Here is an 18,535-nt window from a genome sequence, read left to right as displayed (position 1 = left end):
TCGAGGAAACTTATCACGCGCGCGAGATGTCTGGTCTCGCCGCAGACGTCTACCTGTCGGCCAACGCCGAAGGTGAGCCCCCTGCTGGTTGGACACGTGCAACCGAAAGCCCCGCCTCGTTGCGAGCTGCAGGAATAGATCTGTCAGGCGATGAACTTCGCGATATGTTGCAGCCGCCTCAGTCGGGATTCCGTGCCGAGATCTATATCCCTGACAAGGCTGTCTTCGGGGAGGGCGCGAAGCCTGTTGTTGTCTATAAGGGCTCGACTGGCAAAATCATCGACCCATCCGCGCCGGAGGGACGACGGGAGTCTGGTGGGGAAGATTTCCTCAATAATGGGCAGCAGGGTATTGGCATGCGTAGCGACTACTACGACCGTGCCATGCGACTTGCCACGACCATTGAAAGGGAAGTGCCGGGCGGCTTCGAAATCGCCGGCCACTCCCTCGGCGGCGGCATGGCGTCCGCCGCATCCGCCGTCACCGGCGCTCGCGCCACCACTTTCAACGCCGCCGGGCTGCATCCGGACACCGCGTCGCGTTACGCCAAAGACAATGGCCTGCCCACCTTCAACCCGCAGCAGACCGTACACACCTACCAGACCAGCGGTGAGGTGCTCAACGACGTGCAGAACGGCATGCAGCGCCTCAACGACCAGCAGCGCCACGCCTATGGGCTGCTGGCCAACGAAGCCAGCATGCTGATGCGCGAGCCGCTGATGCAGGCCAAGGTGGCCGAGAAGATGCGCGAGATGCTGCCGCCGGGTGCACAGACCGCCGCCGCGCAGTTCGTCGAACAGCTGGCCACCAAGCCGGGCTACGAGGCACTTCGCGACATCCCGGTGGCGGCAGGTCGCATGGAGCTGGTGCTCGACCCCAAGACCCGCGATGCGAAGGACAACCTGGTGGATCGCGCGCGTACCGATGCCCCCAGCCAGGTGGCCGAGCTGGCCGGCCCGTTGTCCAAGGTGCTGCACTCGGCCGCGCATGGCATGCACAACGGGCGGGTGGTGGGCGAAGTGGTGGAGAAGGGCGGGGCAGCCGCAGCCCACGTCCTTGACCGCACCGGCGACGCAGTGGAGCAGGTCGCCCGCGTACAGGGCATGGTGGTGGGCAGGGTGGTCGACATGGGCTCGGCCACGCTGCAGGTGAGCGCCAAAGCCACCACCACCGTGTATGCCCAGGGCCGCGAGCTGACCGGGATGATCGAGTCCACGGCACACCGCGTGGACTCGCGTGCGCAGTCCGGCATTCTGTCGGTGGCCTCGTGGGGCGCCGGAAAGCTCGGGTTCGACAACGTCGCCAAGGATCTCGACAGCCGCGCCGATGCCGTGCACGCGGCAGGCCAGGCGCGCGCCACCGCCGCCAGCCGCGATGCCCGCGAAGATGCCGATGCCGCGCGTGCCGCAGGCCAGCGCGCCGCCGACAGTATTGACCGGAACGGTCAATGGGTCGCGGGCAAGCTGCAGAACGGCTACGCCACGGCCGGCGCCTATGTCGATCAGGGCTACGATCTGGCCGCGTACCACCTTAAGAACACCACGGCGCAGGCACCGGCGGTATTTGCGTCGGTGGGCGGTGCCGTCGCGGGCCTGCGCGGCGCGGCCGTCACCTACGTGCCCACGGCGCTGACGCCGCAGAGCATTGGCAATATCGTGGAAACCAAGCGGCTGGTGGACACCATCGGCCCGGCGTTTGGCGAAGCCGTGCAGCGCCACGGGATGAAGGAAACGGTCATTCCCAGCCTGGACGCCGAACTCATCAAGCAGGAGGCGCAGGCCCGCGCGCTGCTGGAACAGCACGGACGCATCCAGCACCCGGCGGAGAAGCACGCCGCCATCGCCGCCGAGCCGTCCACGCTGGTGGTCGGCATCAACGATCCCGGCCACCGGCAGTACCACATGTTCCAAGGTGCCCAATCCGGGGTCCACGGCATCGATGCGGTCCACAACCGCGTGCCTGACCTGCAGAGCGACCAGCTGGCCGGTGCGCTGGCGGCCAAGGCCACGCAGGAAGGCCTGGAGCGCATCGAGCGGGTGGTACTCAGCGAAGACCGCACCCGCGTGTTCGCGGTCGATACCCAGGACCTCACCTCCGTGCATCGCCACCTGGCGCAGGTGGAGGTGGTGGCCGGCCGGCAGCAGCCGCTCAGCGTGAGCACCGAGCAGGTGGCCGAGGTCAACCGCCAGCAGGAACGCGCCGCCAGCACCCCGCCGCTGGTGGCGGACCTGGGCGTCGAGCAGCAGCGGGAGCAGGAGCAGCAGGCCGCGCGGCGGATGGGATGAGGCGGGCGGGTGGGACCGGCGGCGGCCGCTGGAACGGCGGGACCGCCGGGATTGGCTGGAACGGCTGAAACGACTGGAACCGCTGAAACGGCTGGAACGAGGGTAGCGCCGACTGTCAGTCGGCTGCCCGGTCAAGCAGCCGACTAACAGTCGGCGCTACCTCCAGCCTGAGGTTTTGTCGATTGGGCCGCCACGCCACGGGTTCCATCCGGTGCCGCCAATGCGGTACAGTCGCCGGGTGTCCATTCTGACGACCCCGCATACCCTTTCTTCCGCTCGCCGTTGGTGGCGATGGTGGCCTGTTGCCGTCGTCCGTCCCGCCACCGCCGTTTCCCGGAAGGAAAGTCGTCTTGATCACGCTCGAGCAGTTCCAGCAGCAGGCCGCTGAAGGCCACACCCGCATCCCCGTCGTCCGCGAAGTGCTGTCCGACCTGGACACGCCGCTTTCGGTCTATCTGAAGCTCGCCGACGGCCCGCACACCTATCTGTTTGAATCGGTCGAAGGCGGCGAACGCTTCGGGCGCTATTCCATCATCGGCCTGCCGGCTCGGCGTGTGTATGCCTTCCACGGCCACACCCTGACCGTCAGCGAAGCCGGCCAAGTGGTGGAAACCCGTGAAGTGGCCGACCCGTTCACCGAAGTGGAGGCGCTGCGCAGCGCCCATTCGGTGCCCAAGCTGGCCGGTCTGCCGGGCTTCACCGGCGGCCTGGTGGGCTGGTTCGGGTTCGAATGCATCGGCTACATCGAACCGCGCCTGGCCGCGCCGCGCGGCCGCGATGAGCTGGGCACGCCGGACATCCTGCTGCTGCATTCCGAAGAGCTGGCGGTGTTCGACAACCTCAAGGGTCGCCTGTACCTGATCGTGCATGCCGACCCGGGCCAGCCCGGCGCGTGGGACGAGGCGCAGGCGCGGCTGGACGGTCTGGTCGCCAAGCTGCGCGCCCCCGGCGCGGGTTATCCGGCGCCGATCACCCGCGACGTGCTGGACGAGAACGACTTCGTGTCCGGCTTCACCCGCGAAGGCTTCATCGCCGCCGTGGACAAATCCAAGGCATACATCCGCGCCGGCGACATCTTCCAGGTGGTGCTCAGCCAGCGCCTGAGCGTGCCGTTCAAGGCACGTCCGGTGGATGTGTACCGGGCCCTTCGAGCACTTAATCCCTCGCCGTACATGTACTTCCTCGACACCGGCGATGTGCAGGTGGTCGGCTCCTCGCCGGAAATCCTGGTGCGCCTGCAGGACGGAGAGGTGACCGTGCGGCCCATCGCCGGTACCCGCCCACGCGGCGCCACGGTGGAAGAGGACAACGCGCTGGAGGCCGAACTGCTGGCCGATCCGAAGGAGCGCGCCGAGCACCTGATGCTGATCGACCTGGGCCGCAACGACGCCGGCCGCGTGTCCAAGGCCGGCACTGTCGAAGTGGGCGAACAGTTCGTGATCGAACGCTACAGCCACGTCATGCACATCGTCAGCGAAGTGACCGGCCAGCTGCAGCCGGGCCTGAGCTACGCCGATGTACTGCGCGCCACCTTCCCGGCCGGCACGGTCAGCGGCGCACCGAAGATCCGTGCGCTGGAAGTGATCCGGGAGCTGGAGCCGATCAAGCGCAATGTCTACGCCGGCAGCATCGGCTACATCGGCTGGCATGGCGATGCGGACACTGCCATCGCAATCCGCACCGCGGTGATCAAGGACGGGCGCCTGCACGTGCAGGCCGGCGCCGGCATCGTCTACGACTCGGACCCAGGCAAGGAATGGGACGAGACCATGAACAAGGGCCGCGCGTTGTTCCGTGCGGTGGCCCAGGCCGCCAAGGGCCTGTAATTCACCCGGTTGCCGGCCAACGGCCGGCGCTACCGATTCCGCATTGAATCCTTGATTCCAGGAATTTGCCATGTTGTTGATGCTCGACAACTACGACAGCTTCACCTACAACCTCGTGCAGTATCTGCAGACGCTGGGCGCCGAAGTAAAAGTGGTGCGCAATGACGCGTTGAGCGTCGATGAGATCGCCGCACTCGCTCCCGAGCGCATCGTGATCTCGCCCGGCCCGTGCACGCCCAACGAAGCGGGCGTGTCGCTGGAGCTGATCCGGCGGCTCGGCCCGACCACGCCGATTCTCGGCGTGTGCCTGGGCCACCAGGGCATCGGCCAGGTGTATGGCGGTGACGTCATCCGCGCCGGCACCATCATGCACGGCAAGACCTCGCCGATCCGCCACCTGGGCAAGGGTCTGTTCGCCGGCCTGCCGGACCGCTACCAGGCCACCCGCTACCACTCGCTGGTGGTGGACAAGACCACGCTGCCCGCCTGCCTGGAAGTGACCGCCTGGACCGAGAACGAGGACGGCACGATCGAAGAGATCATGGGCCTGCGCCACCGCGAACACCCGGTGGAAGGCGTGCAGTTCCACCCCGAATCGATCCTCACCGAGCACGGCCACGCCCTGCTGAAGAACTTCCTGCAGCGCTGAAGCGCTGCACCCGTACCGCAAAGGACCCCCGCATGACCTTCTCCCCCCAGGAAGCCCTGCAGCGCACCATCGAACACCGCGAAATCTTCTTCGACGAGATGGTCGACCTGATGCGCCAGGTGATGCGCGGTGACGTCTCGCCGGTGATGACTGCCGCGATCCTCACCGGCCTTCGGGTCAAGAAGGAAACCGTGGGCGAGATCGCCGGTGCGGCCACGGTGATGCGTGAGCTGGCGCTGGCGGTGCCGGTCGAAGACAAGACCCACCTGATCGACATCGTCGGTACCGGTGGCGATGGCTCGCACACCTTCAACATCTCCACCTGCGCGATGTTCGTGGTCGCCGCGGCGGGCGCCAAGGTGGCCAAGCATGGCAACCGCAGCGTCTCGTCCAAGTCCGGCAGCGCCGATGCGGTGGAAGCGCTGGGCGCGATCATCGAACTGCGCCCGGAAGAGGTGGCCCGCGCCATCAGCGAAACCGGAATCGGCTTCATGTTCGCGCCGATGCACCACCCGGCGATGAAGGTCGTCGCGCCGGTGCGCCGCGAAATGGGCGTACGCACCATCTTCAACATCCTCGGCCCGCTGACCAATCCGGTCGGCGCCACCAACGTGCTGATGGGCGTGTTCCATCCGGACCTGGTCGGCATCCAGGCGCGCGTGCTGCGCGAGCTGGGCGCCGAGCGCGCGCTGGTGGTGTGGGGCCGCGACAACATGGATGAGATCTCGCTCGGCGCCGGCACCCTGGTCGGCGAGCTGCGCGATGGCAAGGTGCGCGAGTACGAGATCCACCCGGAAGACTTCGGCATCGCCATGTCGGCCAGCCGCAACCTCAAGGTGAGTGGGCCGGAAGAATCGATCGCGATGCTGCGCGGGGTGCTCGACAACCAGCCCGGCCCGGCGCTGGACATCGTGGCGCTCAATGCCGGCGCGGCGCTGTACGTGGCGGGCGTGGCCAGCAGCATCGCCGACGGCCTGGCCCGTGCCCGCGCGGCCATCGCCGACGGCAGCGCACGCCAGCGCATGCAGGATTACGTGGATGCGACCCAGCGCATCCGCCGCGCGGGCTGAGCCCGATTTTACGCTTTGCTGTGGGCTGGCCGATAATGGCCGGCCTGAAGGACCCCGAACGACATGAGCGACAAGAGCGACATCCTCGAGACCATCCTGGCCCGCAAGGCCGTTGAAGTGGCCGAGCGCCGTGCCCGGGTACCCCTGGAAGCGCTGCAGGCACGCCTGGCTGCTGCCCCGCCGGTACGCGGTTTCGCCGATGCGCTGCACGCCTCGATCGCTGCCGGCAGCCCGGCCGTGATCGCCGAAGTGAAGAAGGCCAGCCCGTCCAAGGGCGTGATCCGCCCGGACTTCCACCCGGCCGATATCGCGGTGAGCTACGAGTTCGGCGGTGCAAGCTGCCTGTCGGTGCTGACCGACGTGGACTTTTTCCAGGGCGACGACGCCTACCTGCAGCAGGCGCGCGAAGCCTGCACGCTGCCGGTGCTGCGCAAGGACTTCGTGATTGATGCCTACCAGGTCTACGAAGCGCGCGTGCTGGGCGCCGATTGCATCCTGCTGATCGTGGCCGCGCTGGAAGACCGCCAGCTGGCCGAGCTGTCCGACCTGGCCATGCAGCTGGGCATGGACGTGCTGGTGGAAGTGCACGACATCGACGAGCTCGAGCGCGCCATCCAGGTGCCGGTACCGCTGATCGGCATCAACAACCGCAACCTGCGCACCTTCGAGGTGTCGCTGCAGACCACCCTGGACATGCGCCAGGCCGTGCCGCGCGACCGCCTGCTGGTGACCGAAAGTGGCATCCTGGGCGCCGACGACGTCAGCCTCATGCGCAACGCCGGCGTGCATGCATTCCTGGTGGGCGAGGCCTTCATGCGGGTCGAAGAACCCGGCGAGGGCCTGCGTCAGCTATTCTTCAGCGCATGACTGCGATCTATCCGACTCCGCGCGACGACGCGCCGCTGGTGGTCTTCGATTTTGACCATACCCTCTACGACGGCGATTCCGGCAGCCACCTGTTCGCCTCGCTGATCAAGCGCAACCCGCTGCGGCTGCTGGCCGCGCTGCTGGTCACGCCGATTGCCGGGCCGATGGCGGCAATGCTGCCGACCCGGCGCGCCGGCATTTCGGTGTATGTCTGGATCGCCACGTTCGGCCTGCACCGCGCGCGCGAGTTCAACCGGGTGATCGATGCCTACGTGCTCACGCACGAGCCGCAGCTGCGCGCCAAGCTGCTGCCGCAGGCGCTGGAGGTGTTCGCCGCGCACCGCGCGCAGGGCGACCGCGTGGTGGTGGCCACCGGCGCACCGCCGGAGCTGGCCCGCGCGATTCTCGCTTTCGTGGCCCACCAGGGCGTGCCGGTGATCGGCAGTGAAGTGGGCCCGCGCTTCGGCGCGGTGGGCGCCACCCGCCACTGCCACAATGAAGAAAAGATGCGCATGCTGCGCGAGCGCGGCTATGGCGACATCGACGTGGCCTATTCGGACAGCACCGCCGACCTGCCGCTGCTGTTGGCAGCGAAGGAACCGGTGGTGGTGAACCCGAAGGTGTCCAAGGTTGCGTACTTCCGGCAGGTGCTGAAGCCTGGCACGCGGATCCTCAACTGGGGTTGCGTGGACCGCGGCGGCGACCGCTGAGGTCAGGGTCTGCATGGGCCTGCCAACGGCCGGCGCTACCGGACCACGGTGTGGCGAGCGATGAGGCGTATCGACCAACGGTCGATCCCTACCGAAGGCGCTACCGCCCTCAGCCACAGGTCGGTAGCGCGCTACCCCGCCAGCCAGCCGCGCACCGCCCCGCCGATCTGGTACAGGCTGATCGACAGCACCAGCACGCCCACGGCCACCAGCACCCAGCGCTCCTTGACCCGCTTCACCAGCACCGCCGCCAACGGCGCGGCCATCATGCCGCCGATCAACAGGCCGGCCACGATGTTCAGGTACTGCAGGCCCATCGAAAGCAGGAAGGTGATCGACACCGCCAGGGTGACCACGAACTCGGCGGCATTGACCGTGCCGATGGTGGTGCGGGCCTGGCCGCCACGGGCCAGCAGGGTGGCGGTGGCCACCGGACCCCAGCCGCCACCGCCGCTGGCGTCCAGCAGCCCGGCGAAGAAACCCAGCACCGGCACCCGCTTCACTTCCTGCCTTGGCACCAGCCGGCCCGCCGCGCGCAGCAGGATGAAGATCGCCAGGATCAGCAGGTAGCCATAGATGAAAGGGCGGACGGCCTCGCCCGGCAGCTGGGTCAGTACATAGGCACCCAGAATCCCGCCGATCGCGCCGGGCAGGGCCAGGCGCAGGAACAGCCGCCTGTCCACATTGCCGGCCACAAGATGTGAAACACCCGAAGCGCCTGTCGTGAACACCTCTGCGGTGTGCACGCTTGCGCTGACCGCCGCCGGCGGCAGGCCCATGCTGAGCATCACTGAAGAAGAGACCAGCCCAAAGGCCATGCCCAACGCGCCGTCCACCAGCTGCGCGCCAAGCCCGATCAGGATGAACCAATAGAATTCGCTGCCAGGTGCCATGCCGTCACCCTAACGGCAATGCGTGAACGACGCTGTCATGCCCGACGGTAGCACCGGCCGTTGGCCGGCAACCGAATTCACCGGGTGCCGTAGAGAACGACCGTTTTCCCACGGGCATGCAGCAGGCCATCGCTCTGCAGCTTCTTGAGCACGCGGCCGGCCATTTCACGCGAGCAGCCGACCAGACGGGCCAGCTCCTGGCGCGACACGCGCAGCTGGGTGCCCTGCGGGTGGGTCATGGCTTCCGGTTCGCGGGCCAGGTCGTGCAGGGTGCGCACGATGCGGTCGGTGACATCCAGGAACGCCAGGCGGCTGGCCTTGCGGCTGGTATCCAGCAGACGCTTGGAAATCTGCTGGCCCAGGGCGTACAGCAGCCGGGGCGCATCGGTGGACAACGGGCCCAGGAACAGTTGGTGCAGGCGCTCATAGCTGATTTCGGCCAGCTCGCAGGGGGTCCGGGTGCGCAGGATCACCTCGCGGCGGTCGGTTTCCACGAACAGGCCCATTTCGCCCACGAACTCCCCCGAACCGAAGTAGCCCAGGACCAGTTCGCGGTCGTCCTCTTCCTCGGCAATGATGGAAACTGAGCCGCTGATCACGTAATACAAGGTGCCGGCGGGGTCGCCGGGGCGGAAAACATCCGTGCGGGCCGGGTAGCGGCGTCGATGGCTGTGGGCCAGAAAGCGGTCAATGGTGGCGATGTCCAGGGCCAATGGACTCGTGGCAAGGCGCACAGATGACACGTTGAGGCGCTCCCTTTGCTCATGAACAATTCACGGCTATGTGCCGCGAGCTTAACGATCAGGGTTGTGAAGGGCAAACCCCAACACAGCAACTTGTTTCAATGCAAGTTTCGCCCCCGATCACTTTGCCCCATAATTGATCCTTTCCCACCACACACAGGATCGACCGCCGTGGTCAAGCCGTTGCCTCGCCTGAGGTTGCAGGGTTTCAACAACCTCACCAAGGCGCTGAGCTTCAACATCTATGACGTGTGTTACGCCCGCACCGAAGAGGAGCGTCAGCGTTACATTGAATACATCGATGAAGAGTACAACGCCGATAGGCTGACTCAGATCTTGACCGATGTCGCTGAGATCATCGGCGCCAACATCCTCAACGTCGCGCGCCAGGACTACGATCCGCAGGGCGCTTCGGTGACGATCCTGATCTCCGAAGAACCGGTGATCGACAAGAAGCTGGCGGGCAAGGAGTTGATCTCCGATGCCGTGGTAGCGCACATGGACAAGAGCCACATCACGGTCCATACCTACCCCGAAACCCACCCGCAGGAAGGCATCGCCACGTTCCGCGCGGACATCGATGTGGCTACCTGTGGCGTGATTTCGCCGCTGAAGGCGTTGAACTACCTGATCGAGAGTCTGGAATCGGACATCGTGATCATGGACTACCGCGTGCGTGGCTTCACCCGTGACGTGAAGGGCAAGAAGCACTACATCGATCACAAGATCAACTCGATCCAGAACTTCCTGGCCAAGAACATCAAGTCGCGTTACGAGATGTTCGACGTCAACGTCTACCAGGAAAACATCTTCCACACGAAGATGCACCTGAAGGACTTCGACCTGGACCAGTACCTGTTCGAAGAAAAGGCCAAGAACATCTCGTTCAAGGAACGCATGAAGATCGAAGCGCTGCTCAAGCGCGAGATCGAAGAGCTGTTCCACGGCCGCAACCTGTCCGAGTAAGACCAGGCGGCACCCGCCCGGGCCATGGCCCGGGTGGTGCTGCACAAGGCGGGACGCCCCGCCCTGTGGAACATTTGTTTTGCGCGGAAACGATGTTCCACGGCACGCTGCCGATGACGGTCCGGTGTGAAGACACCGGGCCGTTTTGTTTTTGTTTAGGAGGCAATCCCCATGCCCTGGATCTACCTGCTGCTGGCCGGCCTGTTCGAAATCGGCTTTGCGATCGGAATGAAATATTCGGACGGTTTCAGCAAGCCGCTGCCCACGCTCGCCACGGTGGGCGCGGCACTGGTCAGCCTGTACCTGATGAGCCAAGCCATGAAGTCCATCCCGGTGGGCACCGCCTACGCGATCTGGACCGGCATCGGTGCCCTGGGCGTGGCGATCCTGGGCATCTTCCTGTTCGGCGACAGCGCCTCGGCGCCGCGGTTGGCCTGCATCGGGCTGATCGTGGCGGGGGTGATCGGCCTCAAGTTGGTATCTGGTTGATCCGGTAGCGCCGGCCGTTGGCCGGCCCACGGAACGCATCAACGTTCATGAGGGCCGGCCAACGGCCGGCGCTACCCGGGTTACAACCGGTAGGCGATGGTCTTCATGACCTTGGACGCCAGCGCCATCACCGCCGGAATCGGCGGCGGCAGCTTCCGCGCCCCGGCATGCTCGGCGTGGTCGGCGTGGCGGGCCTCGTCGATCTTCATCACCTTGAGGATCTCGCGGCTGCGCTGGTCGGTCGGGGGCAGGGTGTCCAGGTGCTCATCCAGGTGGGCTTCCACCTGGCGTTCGGTTTCCACCACGAAGCCCAGGTTCCAGCCGTCCCCGCGCAGCCCGGCCAGGGTGCCGATGGTGTAGCTGCCGGCGTACCAGATCGGGTTGAACAGGCTGGGCCGACTGTCCAGCTCGCGCAGGCGCTGGGCGCACCAGGCCAGGTGGTCGGTCTCTTCCTGGGCCGCTTCGAGCAGGTGGGCGCGGGTTTCCGGCTCCTGGGCCACGGCGGCCTGGCCGAAGTAAAGCCCCTGCGCGCAGACCTCGCCCACATGGTTGATCCGCATCAGGCCGGCCGCATGGCGGCGGGCCGGGGCGGGCATTGGCACGTCCGGGGTCGCCTCGGCCGGGTAGGGCCGGCTGGCCGGCGGGTTGCCGAACACCGTGTCCAGGGCGCGCTGGGCCTCGGTCAGCAGGTGGTCGAGCGGGGTGATCTGGCGGAACGCGGTCATGCGGTGGGGCATCGCGGCAGGGGATCGTCGATTCTCGCCCTCCGGGGCCGCCCTGCCAACCCGGGCGCCGGGCGATTTGCATGTGGGCCAAATCGCCAGTACAATCCCGCCTCTTCACAACGCGTGGCAGAGTTCCGGCCGCTCCATGGCCGCAATGAGCCCGACCTACTTGAGTTCTTCCATGAGCACTTTCACTGCAAAGTCCGAGACCGTCCAGCGCGACTGGTATCTCGTCGACGCCTCCGGCAAGACGCTGGGCCGTCTGTCCACCGAGCTGGCCCGCCGTCTGCGCGGCAAGCACAAGCCGGTTTACACCCCCCACGTTGATACCGGTGATTACCTGGTTGTCATCAATGCAGAAAAGATTGCCGTCACCGGCAACAAGCTGCAGGACAAGCTGTACCACCGCTTCACTGGCTACATCGGCAACCTGAAGACCGAAACTCTGGCCCAGGCGCTGGAGCGCCACCCGGAGCGCGTCATCGAAACCGCCGTCAAGGGCATGCTGCCGAAGGGCCCGCTGGGCCGCGCCATGTACCGCAAGCTCAAGGTGTACTCGGGTTCCGAGCACCCGCACGCCGCTCAGCAGCCTCAGGTTCTGGATATCTAATCATGGCTATCACGCAAAACTACGGCACCGGCCGCCGCAAGTCCTCCACCGCCCGCGTGTTCCTGCGCAAGGGCGCCGGCAACATCACCGTCAATGGCCGTCCGCTGGACGAGTTCTTTGGCCGTGAGACCGCACGCATGATCGTGCGTCAGCCGCTGGAACTGACCAAGAACACCGAATCGTTCGACATCATGGTCACCGCCGCTGGCGGCGGCACCACCGGCCAGGCCGGTGCGATCCGCCTGGGCATTGCCCGCGCGCTGGTCGAGTACGACGAAACCCTGAAGTCCGAGCTGCGCAAGGCTGGCTTCATGACCCGTGACGCCCGTGAAGTCGAGCGTAAGAAGGTCGGCCTGCACAAGGCACGTCGCGCCACCCAGTTCTCCAAGCGCTGATCCATCGCGCCTGGCGTGGGATCCCTCGGGATCCCCCTGGGAGGAACGCAAAAGCCCGGCTTCGGCCGGGCTTTTGTCGTTTCAGCAGGGCCGGGCGCGCTTACACTGCGCCCGGTTCGCCCTTGGCCTTGCTGCGCGGCCAGTAGCCGCCCCCGCGCTTGGGTGGCGCAGCGCGCTTGCGCGGACGGTCGTGCCCGGCCGTATGCCCGGGCATCCACGCTTCCTGGGCGGACTTGGGCATGGATTCCACACCGGTGCCGGCCACGCCGCGCGCCAGCGGCGCCAGATGGCGCAGCGCCCTGGCGTAAACCCCGCGCTTGAACATCACCACGTGTTCGACCGGGTACCAGAAATCCACCCAGCGCCACTGGTCGAATTCGGGGCTGTCGGTATGGTCCAGTTTCACGTGGGATTCGTCGCCTGACAGGCGCAGCAGGAACCAGACCTGCTTCTGGCCGATGCAGACCTGCCGTTCATTGCGGCGGACGGCTCGTGCCGGCAGGCGATAGCGCAACCAGCCCGGCGTCGCACCAAGCACTTCGACGTGCTCTGGCAACAGCCCGGTTTCTTCATGCAACTCGCGATACATGGCTTCGACAGGCGTCTCGTCGGTGTTCATGCCACCCTGCGGGAACTGCCAGCCATCCCGGCGCACACGTCGTGCCCAGAACACCTGCCCGTCCTGCCGCATCAGCACGATGCCGACGTTCGGTCGATAGCCGTCCGGATCGATCACGATGCGGACTCCTAGAAAAATCTACTGGTCAGGACTGTGACACGCCCGCTGCCCACTCACAAGCGTGATGAAAAGGTATTGACAGATTCCGTTTACATCTCCAGAATTGCCGGCTCACTAGGGCTATGTAGCTCAGCCGGTTAGAGCACAGCACTCATAATGCTGGGGTCGGTGGTTCGAGTCCACCCATAGCCACCAAGTCCGCTTGGTTTTCCAGTGAAAAAGTGCAACAATTGCACGCACATATTGCCCCGTCGCCAAGCGGTAAGGCACCTGACTCTGACTCAGGCATTCGGTGGTTCGAATCCATCCGGGGCAGCCAAATACGAAAAAGACCGATCGAAAGATCGGTCTTTTTTTTGTTCCCGGGCAGGCACCCTGAACCGTATCGAGAATGATTCAGTTACGAAATTGACAACCATTCTCGTTTCGATTGGAATAGCCACAGGCCGATCCGGGCCTGCCTGCCGAGTCCGCACGTGTACGTCTGCATCTGTAACGGGGTAACCGACCACCAGATCCGCGAAGCCGCCCAGAGCGGCGTCGCCAGCGTGTCCGAGCTGACCATGCGCACCGGTTGTGGCGCCACCTGCGGTTCCTGCCTGGACATGGCGGCCGATCTGCTGGCCAGGGCGCGGAATACGCACGATCTGCCGTTGCCTGTATTGGGTCTGGCCCAGGTTGCCTGACGGCAACCGCTAAGGTCACCCGACCAACGGTCGGGTGCTACCGGATCGTTTCAGCGCGCGAGATCGCATTCCGCCGAAAAGCGCGACCGATCATGATTCGCGTTTCATCATGGCCTGGCGCAACGCGCTACAGTGCCGGCGTTTTCACGCTGCAGGAGCACGCTCATGAAAGGCGACGCCAAGGTCATCGAATTCCTCAACAAGGTCCTCTATAACGAGCTGACCGCGATCAACCAGTACTTCCTGCATGCCAAGATGCTCAAGAACTGGGGTCTGAAGGAACTGGCCGACCACGAATACAAGGAATCGATCGAGGAGATGAAGCACGCAGACGTGCTCTCCGATCGCATCCTGTTCCTTGAAGGTCTGCCGAACTTCCAGGCGCTGGGCAAGCTGCGCATTGGCGAAAATCCCACCGAGATCCTGCAGTGCGATCTGGCGCTGGAGCGCGAGGGCACCGTCACGCTGCGTGAAGCGGTGGCCTACGCCGATTCGGTCGGCGATTACGTCAGCCGCCAGCTGTTCGTGAAGATCCTCGACAACGAGGAAGAACACATCGATTGGCTGGAAACCCAGCTCGAGCTGATCGAGCGCATCGGCGAGCCGAACTACCTGCTCACCAAGCTGGAAGAGTGACTCACCGCGTGGCGGTGGCGGGCACGCTGGCCTGGTAGCCGGCCAGCGCCAGCCGCGCACGCGCATATTCAGCAATCAGCAGTGCCACGGCCACGGCCGGGCGCTCCAGCGTGCCGGCGCGGGCGTCGTGTTCAATCCGGCGTGCCGCCACCGACAACGCCATCGCCCCCACGTTCGCACTGGCTGATTTCAGGCTGTGCGCCAGCGCGCGCAGTGTTTCCAGGTCGGCGGCGACCGAGGCATCCTGCAGCTGCCGGATCAACGGCGGGGTGTCTTCCAGGAACACGGCGATGATGTTGGCCGTCTCCGCACCGATTACGTCCTGCAGCTCATCCAGCACGCCGGTGTCGAGTACCCCCGGCGCGCCATCGTCGCTGCCGTCGTCTGCTACGGGCAGCGGCGGCGGCGTGGGTGCCGGCGCCAGCATGGGCGCAGCGGCCGGTGCGGCCTGCAGCGGGGCGGACGTAGTGCGCGCGTCGGTGGCGTTGTCTTCCATCGTGAACTGCCAGCGCAGCAGGCAGGCCTGCAGCGATTCGCGGTTGACCGGCTTGGACAGGTAATCGTCCATGCCCGCCTGCAGGCAACGCTCGCGGTCGCCGGCCATCGCATTGGCGGTCATCGCCACGATCGGCAGGCGGGTGCGGCCCTGCGCCGTTTCCTGCTCGCGCCAGCGGCGGGTGGCGCTGTAGCCATCCAGTACCGGCATCTGGCAATCCATCAGCACCAGGTCGAAGGCGTGGGTCTGCAGCTGCTGCAGGCCCTGTTCGCCATCGGTGGCGGTGGTGACGGTGCAGCCCAGTACCTGCAGCAGGCGTTGGGCGACCAGCAGGTTCACGCTGTTGTCTTCCACCAGCAGCAGGCGCAGGCCCAGCTGTGGCGCTTCCACCGGGCCGCTGCAGGGCTCCACGCTGGCCAGCAGCGGCGCCGGGCGCGCGCTGGCCACTGCCGGGCGCAGCACCGCATGCAGTTCGACATCGTCGGCGGCGCGCGGAAGTACATGGGTGTTCTCGCGCAGCAACGCGGCCAGCGGCTCATCGCCCTGCAGCCACAGCAGGCGGGGTGAGGGCGTGCGGGCGTCGTGCAGCACCGCCCGGTGCAGCGCGGTGGCACCGTGGCGCAGTGCGTGCGTGTCGGCGATCACCCAGACCAGGTCTGGTTCGATCCCCGGGCGCACCGGCGCGCGCAGGATGTCCAGCACGGCCGAAGCGCTTTCCACGGTGTGCAGGCGGATGTCGTGGTGCTGCAGAACGCGTTGCAGGCGCTGCGCCAGCAGTGGGTCTTCGCTGACCAGCAGCGCGCGCGTGGTGACAGGCGCGGCCGGCAGATCGCCGGCCACCTTGTGCAGCGGAATCTCGAACCAGAACGTGGCGCCGTGGCGCGGGGTGGAACTCACCCCGATGCTGCCGTGCATCAGGTCGATGATGCGCTTGCAGATGGCCAGGCCCAGGCCGGTGCCGCCGTAAATGCGCGTGGTTGACGCGTCGGCCTGGCTGAAGGACTGGAACAGCCGCGCCTGCAGCGAGCCGTCGATACCGATGCCGGTGTCGATCACCTCGAACCGCAACTGGTGCTGGCTGGCGGTTTCGCCCTGGCGGGTCACGCGCAGGCGGATCTGGCCGCGCTCGGTGAACTTGATGGCATTCACCATCAGGTTGCCCAGCACCTGGCGCAACCGCACCGGATCGCCGCGCACCGACAGCCGCACCGCCGGGTCCAGCTCCAGCGATACGGCCAGGCCTTTGGCCTCCGCGCTGCGCTGCATGAGCTGGACGATGCCTTCCAGCAGCTCGCGCAGGTTGAAGGTGGTGATCTCCAGGTCCAGGCCCTTGGCCTCCAGACGGGAGTAGTCGAGGATGTCATCGACAATGCGCAGCAACTGCTGTGAGCTGACCGTGGCGGTCTGCAGCATCTGCCGCTGGTCGTGGCCCAGCTGGCCGCGCGCGATCAGATCCAGCATCGGCAGGATGCCGTTGAGCGGGGTGCGGATCTCGTGGCTCATGGTGGCCAGGAACTCGCCCTTGGCAAGCGCGGCGGCTTCGGCGGCCTGCTTGGCCTGCAGCAGCTCCCGTTCCAGCATGTCCTGCTGCTGCATGGCGCGCTGCAGGTGGTTGCGTTCACCGGCCAACGCCTCGTGGCGGCGCTGGCCCAGCGCCAGCTGCGCCTGCAGTTCCCGCCAGCGGCTTACGCTGATCAGCGCGGCGACCACGCCCACGGCGGCGGTGCCGGCGGCGATGATCGTCCACGGACCATTGGCGCCGGCCGCCGCCATGCCGCTGGCAGTGGCGGCAAGCGCTGCGGCGATCGCCGCCAGCCACAGTGTGAAGGGAACCCGTCCTTGGGCCGTCATGGTCAGAGCACCGCGGCGTGGAAGTCGAAGTTCAGCTCGCTCCCGACCGACTGCACCATGTTGCCCTGGATGAAATCGACCCCACCCATCCACATCGCCGCAGCGGCCTGGGGATCTTCGATCTGCTGGCCGATGATCATCGCCCCGGTGCGGTGCGCAGCGTCGATCGCACCACGCAGCTCATCGCGGGTCTGTTGGTTGGCATGGCTGCTGGAGAAGCGGCCGGCCATGCGCACGAAGGCCAACGGCAGCTGGGCCAGCAGGGCGTTGGCTTCGGCGCTGGGCTCGAACTGGCTCAGGCAGAAGCGCACGCCGGCCGCGCTCATCCGCGAACAGAACTGCTGCAGGGTCACGGTATGGATCAGCGCATCGGGAAGGCGCACGTCGATGACCAGCGTGCTGCCGGGCAGCTGGCGCTGCTGCAGCGTTTCCAGCAGCCAGTCGGCGAAGGCGTCGCGGGCCAGGGTGCGCAGCGACTGCGACACGAACAGGCTCAGCGGTTGGGTGGCGTGCTTGTACAGCTCAAGCAGGCCCAGCGCATGGTCCAGCACCTGCTGGTCCAGGTCGGCGATGCGCCCGGCCGCCTCGGCGGCCGGAATGACCTGGCCGGCGTTGAGCGCGCTGCCGTCGGCCTGGCGCAGCCGCAGCAACACCTGGTACTGGGCGGTGTTGCCACCGGCCACGGCCACGATGGGCTGGTACGCCGGTTCCAGCTGGCCTTCCAGCATGGCCAGGTGTTCCTGTGCGGCGACGTCCTCGCGGCGCACGTGCGCGGCCACGCCGGAGGGCAGCAGCCGCGCCTGCAGCGTGGTGCGCTCCACCGCTTCCAGCGCGGTGCCGGCATCGCCGAAGCCACCGGACAGCTGCGCATGGCCAACCACGCCACGCAGATGCACCGATTCCTCGTCACGGATCACGAAGGAACGCGCGGACAGCTCGTCGCGCAGCCGGTGCGCCATCGCATCCAGCGATTCCTCATCCACGCCCCGGGCCAGGACCAGGAAGCTGTTGTCGTTCAGGCGCGCCAGCAGGTGCGGGTGCGCGTTGTCGGCCAGGCGCTGCGCGGCCTGCACCATCAGCCGTTCGAACGCGGCATAGCCATAGCGTTCGCGCAGGCCCAGCGCACTGGCCACTTCAATGAAGAACAGGCCGCCGTGCGTGCCCTGCGCCAGCGCGGTGCTCAGCTGCTGCATCACGTGGTGGCGGGTTGGCAGGCCGGTCTCGGGGTTGTTCATGGCCGGCGCGCCCTGTGCCCCCGGCTGCAGGGCCGCCTGCGCGCGGGCGCGGCGGATGCGGTTGGACACCGCGGCGATCAGGTGGCGGGGACGGACCGGCTTGCTCAGGAAATCGTCGGCGCCGCTGTCGAGCACCTCGAACTGGCGCTCCGGGTCCGGATCGCCGCTGAGGAACACGATCGGCAGCAGGTGCTGGCCCGGTTGCTGGCGGATCAGAGCGGTCAGGCGCATGCCATCCAGGCCCGGCAGGTGCAGGTCCATCAGGATCAGGTCGGGGCGCTGTTCGTTGATCACCTGCTGCACGCCTTCGGCGTCGCCGTGCACGATCGCTTCCATGCCGGCGCCATGCAGCACGCTCTGCGCGAACAGGGCCTGCGAGCGGTCGTCTTCGACGATCAGTACACGGTAGGGCGCATCGCTGCCCACCGGCGGGTGGTTCATGTCGTTCTGCCACTGCGACGGCGGCAGCACCGGCGGGGTGGGCGCCGCGGCGACCGCAGCAGCGTTGAGCGGCACCACGTTGCTGGGCACGGGCGGCACGGCGGGCGCGTCGGCACCGGCCCAGCGGTGCCAGTGATCGGCGGGCGGGGTTTCGGCGCGGGTGGCGCGGGTGGATGCAACAGCGTTGTCTTGAACGGCCATCAGTACTCCCTGTCTGCGGCGC

At 66.5% G+C, this 18,535-nt stretch carries 18 protein-coding genes and 2 tRNA genes; 14 read left to right on the top strand and 6 right to left on the bottom strand.

Annotation, left to right across the window (positions count from 1 at the left end; all coding sequences use genetic code 11):
• Positions 1-356 precede the first annotated feature (356 nt).
• The 6 genes from WIX41_RS07600 (at position 357) to WIX41_RS07575 (ending at position 7,407) form a co-directional block, all read left to right on the top strand.
• Positions 357-2,285 carry an XVIPCD domain-containing protein gene (locus tag WIX41_RS07600; protein WP_339446484.1) on the top strand — a complete coding sequence of 643 codons (1,929 nt, stop codon included), beginning with the start codon at positions 357-359 and terminating at the stop codon, positions 2,283-2,285.
• A 350-nt stretch (positions 2,286-2,635) separates the two neighbouring features.
• Positions 2,636-4,111, top strand: a complete 1,476-nt coding sequence (trpE, locus tag WIX41_RS07595; protein ID WP_409187343.1) for an anthranilate synthase component I — start codon at positions 2,636-2,638, stop codon at positions 4,109-4,111.
• A 70-nt stretch (positions 4,112-4,181) separates the two neighbouring features.
• The gene (locus WIX41_RS07590) at positions 4,182-4,760 is read left to right on the top strand and encodes an anthranilate synthase component II (RefSeq protein WP_339446483.1); all 579 of its coding nucleotides are present in this window, start codon (positions 4,182-4,184) and stop codon (positions 4,758-4,760) included.
• Positions 4,761-4,792: 32 nt separating this feature from the next.
• Entirely contained in the window at positions 4,793-5,830 is a 1,038-nt protein-coding gene (gene trpD / locus WIX41_RS07585) for an anthranilate phosphoribosyltransferase (protein WP_339446482.1), read from the top strand.
• Between the two features lie 63 nt (positions 5,831-5,893).
• On the top strand, positions 5,894-6,697 hold the full coding sequence (trpC, locus tag WIX41_RS07580; RefSeq protein WP_339446481.1) for an indole-3-glycerol phosphate synthase TrpC: 804 nt from the start codon (positions 5,894-5,896) through the stop codon (positions 6,695-6,697).
• Positions 6,694-7,407: a haloacid dehalogenase-like hydrolase gene (locus WIX41_RS07575; RefSeq protein WP_339446480.1), complete on the top strand. Its 714-nt coding sequence runs from the start codon at positions 6,694-6,696 to the stop codon at positions 7,405-7,407. Before trpC ends, WIX41_RS07575 begins: the two co-directional genes overlap by 4 nt.
• 131 nt (positions 7,408-7,538) lie before the next feature.
• Here WIX41_RS07575 and WIX41_RS07570 read toward each other — a convergent pair whose 3' ends face one another.
• Together WIX41_RS07570 and crp are read right to left on the bottom strand one after the other, a co-directional pair.
• Positions 7,539-8,300: a sulfite exporter TauE/SafE family protein gene (locus tag WIX41_RS07570; protein ID WP_339446479.1), complete on the bottom strand. Its 762-nt coding sequence runs from the start codon at positions 8,298-8,300 to the stop codon at positions 7,539-7,541.
• Positions 8,301-8,377: 77 nt separating this feature from the next.
• A complete protein-coding gene (gene crp, locus WIX41_RS07565) occupies positions 8,378-9,043 on the bottom strand; it encodes a cAMP-activated global transcriptional regulator CRP (protein WP_339446478.1) in 666 nt (221 codons plus the stop codon).
• A gap of 171 nt (positions 9,044-9,214) precedes the next feature.
• On the opposite strand from crp, the gene speD reads away from it, so the two are divergent.
• Positions 9,215-10,009: an adenosylmethionine decarboxylase gene (gene speD / locus WIX41_RS07560; RefSeq protein ID WP_017354544.1), complete on the top strand. Its 795-nt coding sequence runs from the start codon at positions 9,215-9,217 to the stop codon at positions 10,007-10,009.
• Positions 10,010-10,180: 171 nt separating this feature from the next.
• Positions 10,181-10,498: a quaternary ammonium compound efflux SMR transporter SugE gene (gene sugE / locus WIX41_RS07555; protein WP_214904484.1), complete on the top strand. Its 318-nt coding sequence runs from the start codon at positions 10,181-10,183 to the stop codon at positions 10,496-10,498.
• An 80-nt stretch (positions 10,499-10,578) separates the two neighbouring features.
• Here the strand turns inward: sugE and coq7 are convergent, their stop codons facing one another.
• On the bottom strand, positions 10,579-11,223 hold the full coding sequence (gene coq7, locus WIX41_RS07550) for a 2-polyprenyl-3-methyl-6-methoxy-1,4-benzoquinone monooxygenase (protein ID WP_339446477.1): 645 nt from the start codon (positions 11,221-11,223) through the stop codon (positions 10,579-10,581).
• Between the two features lie 181 nt (positions 11,224-11,404).
• On the opposite strand from coq7, the gene rplM reads away from it, so the two are divergent.
• Together rplM and rpsI are read left to right on the top strand one after the other, a co-directional pair.
• Complete coding sequence (gene rplM, locus WIX41_RS07545; RefSeq protein ID WP_017354548.1) at positions 11,405-11,833, top strand: 50S ribosomal protein L13; 429 nt, start codon at positions 11,405-11,407, stop codon at positions 11,831-11,833.
• 2 nt (positions 11,834-11,835) lie between these two features.
• The gene (gene rpsI / locus WIX41_RS07540; protein WP_017354549.1) at positions 11,836-12,228 is read left to right on the top strand and encodes a 30S ribosomal protein S9; all 393 of its coding nucleotides are present in this window, start codon (positions 11,836-11,838) and stop codon (positions 12,226-12,228) included.
• A 100-nt stretch (positions 12,229-12,328) separates the two neighbouring features.
• Here the strand turns inward: rpsI and WIX41_RS07535 are convergent, their stop codons facing one another.
• Entirely contained in the window at positions 12,329-12,964 is a 636-nt protein-coding gene (locus WIX41_RS07535; RefSeq protein ID WP_339446476.1) for an RNA pyrophosphohydrolase, read from the bottom strand.
• A 121-nt stretch (positions 12,965-13,085) separates the two neighbouring features.
• On the opposite strand from WIX41_RS07535, the gene WIX41_RS07530 reads away from it, so the two are divergent.
• From WIX41_RS07530 to bfr, 4 genes are all read left to right on the top strand, one after another.
• Positions 13,086-13,162: transfer RNA gene (locus tag WIX41_RS07530), tRNA-Met, on the top strand.
• Between the two features lie 49 nt (positions 13,163-13,211).
• Positions 13,212-13,286 (top strand) — tRNA-Gln (locus tag WIX41_RS07525).
• 157 nt (positions 13,287-13,443) lie between these two features.
• Positions 13,444-13,653 (top strand): (2Fe-2S)-binding protein, encoded by a 210-nt coding sequence (locus tag WIX41_RS07520; protein WP_339446475.1) that lies wholly within the window; start codon positions 13,444-13,446, stop codon positions 13,651-13,653.
• Positions 13,654-13,818: 165 nt separating this feature from the next.
• Positions 13,819-14,289: a bacterioferritin gene (gene bfr, locus WIX41_RS07515; protein WP_339446474.1), complete on the top strand. Its 471-nt coding sequence runs from the start codon at positions 13,819-13,821 to the stop codon at positions 14,287-14,289.
• 1 nt (position 14,290) lies between these two features.
• Here bfr and WIX41_RS07510 read toward each other — a convergent pair whose 3' ends face one another.
• Complete coding sequence (locus WIX41_RS07510; RefSeq protein ID WP_409187467.1) at positions 14,291-16,600, bottom strand: hybrid sensor histidine kinase/response regulator; 2,310 nt, start codon at positions 16,598-16,600, stop codon at positions 14,291-14,293.
• Positions 16,601-16,638: 38 nt separating this feature from the next.
• Positions 16,639-18,513 (bottom strand): EAL domain-containing protein, encoded by a 1,875-nt coding sequence (locus tag WIX41_RS07505; protein WP_339446472.1) that lies wholly within the window; start codon positions 18,511-18,513, stop codon positions 16,639-16,641.
• Between the last annotated feature and the right edge of the window lie 22 nt (positions 18,514-18,535).

This window comes from Stenotrophomonas sp. AB1(2024) (assembly GCF_037482345.1).
Classification (GTDB): Bacteria; Pseudomonadota; Gammaproteobacteria; order Xanthomonadales; family Xanthomonadaceae; genus Stenotrophomonas.
The sequence above is the reverse complement of the archived record's forward strand: the minus strand, read 5'-3'. Positions and strand labels throughout refer to the sequence as shown.

What these genes read in the sequence shown, in the direction of transcription:
- WIX41_RS07575 (WP_339446480.1), top strand. Translation starts at nt 6,694, where the DNA reads ATGACTGCGATCTATCCGACTCCGCGCGACGACGCGCCGCTGGTGGTC.
- bfr (WP_339446474.1), top strand. Translation starts at nt 13,819, where the DNA reads ATGAAAGGCGACGCCAAGGTCATCGAATTCCTCAACAAGGTCCTCTAT.
- coq7 (WP_339446477.1), bottom strand. Translation starts at nt 11,223, where the DNA reads ATGACCGCGTTCCGCCAGATCACCCCGCTCGACCACCTGCTGACCGAG.
- trpC (WP_339446481.1), top strand. Translation starts at nt 5,894, where the DNA reads ATGAGCGACAAGAGCGACATCCTCGAGACCATCCTGGCCCGCAAGGCC.
- rpsI (WP_017354549.1), top strand. Translation starts at nt 11,836, where the DNA reads ATGGCTATCACGCAAAACTACGGCACCGGCCGCCGCAAGTCCTCCACC.
- WIX41_RS07570 (WP_339446479.1), bottom strand. Translation starts at nt 8,300, where the DNA reads ATGGCACCTGGCAGCGAATTCTATTGGTTCATCCTGATCGGGCTTGGC.
- sugE (WP_214904484.1), top strand. Translation starts at nt 10,181, where the DNA reads ATGCCCTGGATCTACCTGCTGCTGGCCGGCCTGTTCGAAATCGGCTTT.
- WIX41_RS07600 (WP_339446484.1), top strand. Translation starts at nt 357, where the DNA reads ATGCGTAGCGACTACTACGACCGTGCCATGCGACTTGCCACGACCATT.
- WIX41_RS07505 (WP_339446472.1), bottom strand. Translation starts at nt 18,513, where the DNA reads ATGGCCGTTCAAGACAACGCTGTTGCATCCACCCGCGCCACCCGCGCC.
- trpD (WP_339446482.1), top strand. Translation starts at nt 4,793, where the DNA reads ATGACCTTCTCCCCCCAGGAAGCCCTGCAGCGCACCATCGAACACCGC.
- WIX41_RS07590 (WP_339446483.1), top strand. Translation starts at nt 4,182, where the DNA reads ATGTTGTTGATGCTCGACAACTACGACAGCTTCACCTACAACCTCGTG.
- rplM (WP_017354548.1), top strand. Translation starts at nt 11,405, where the DNA reads ATGAGCACTTTCACTGCAAAGTCCGAGACCGTCCAGCGCGACTGGTAT.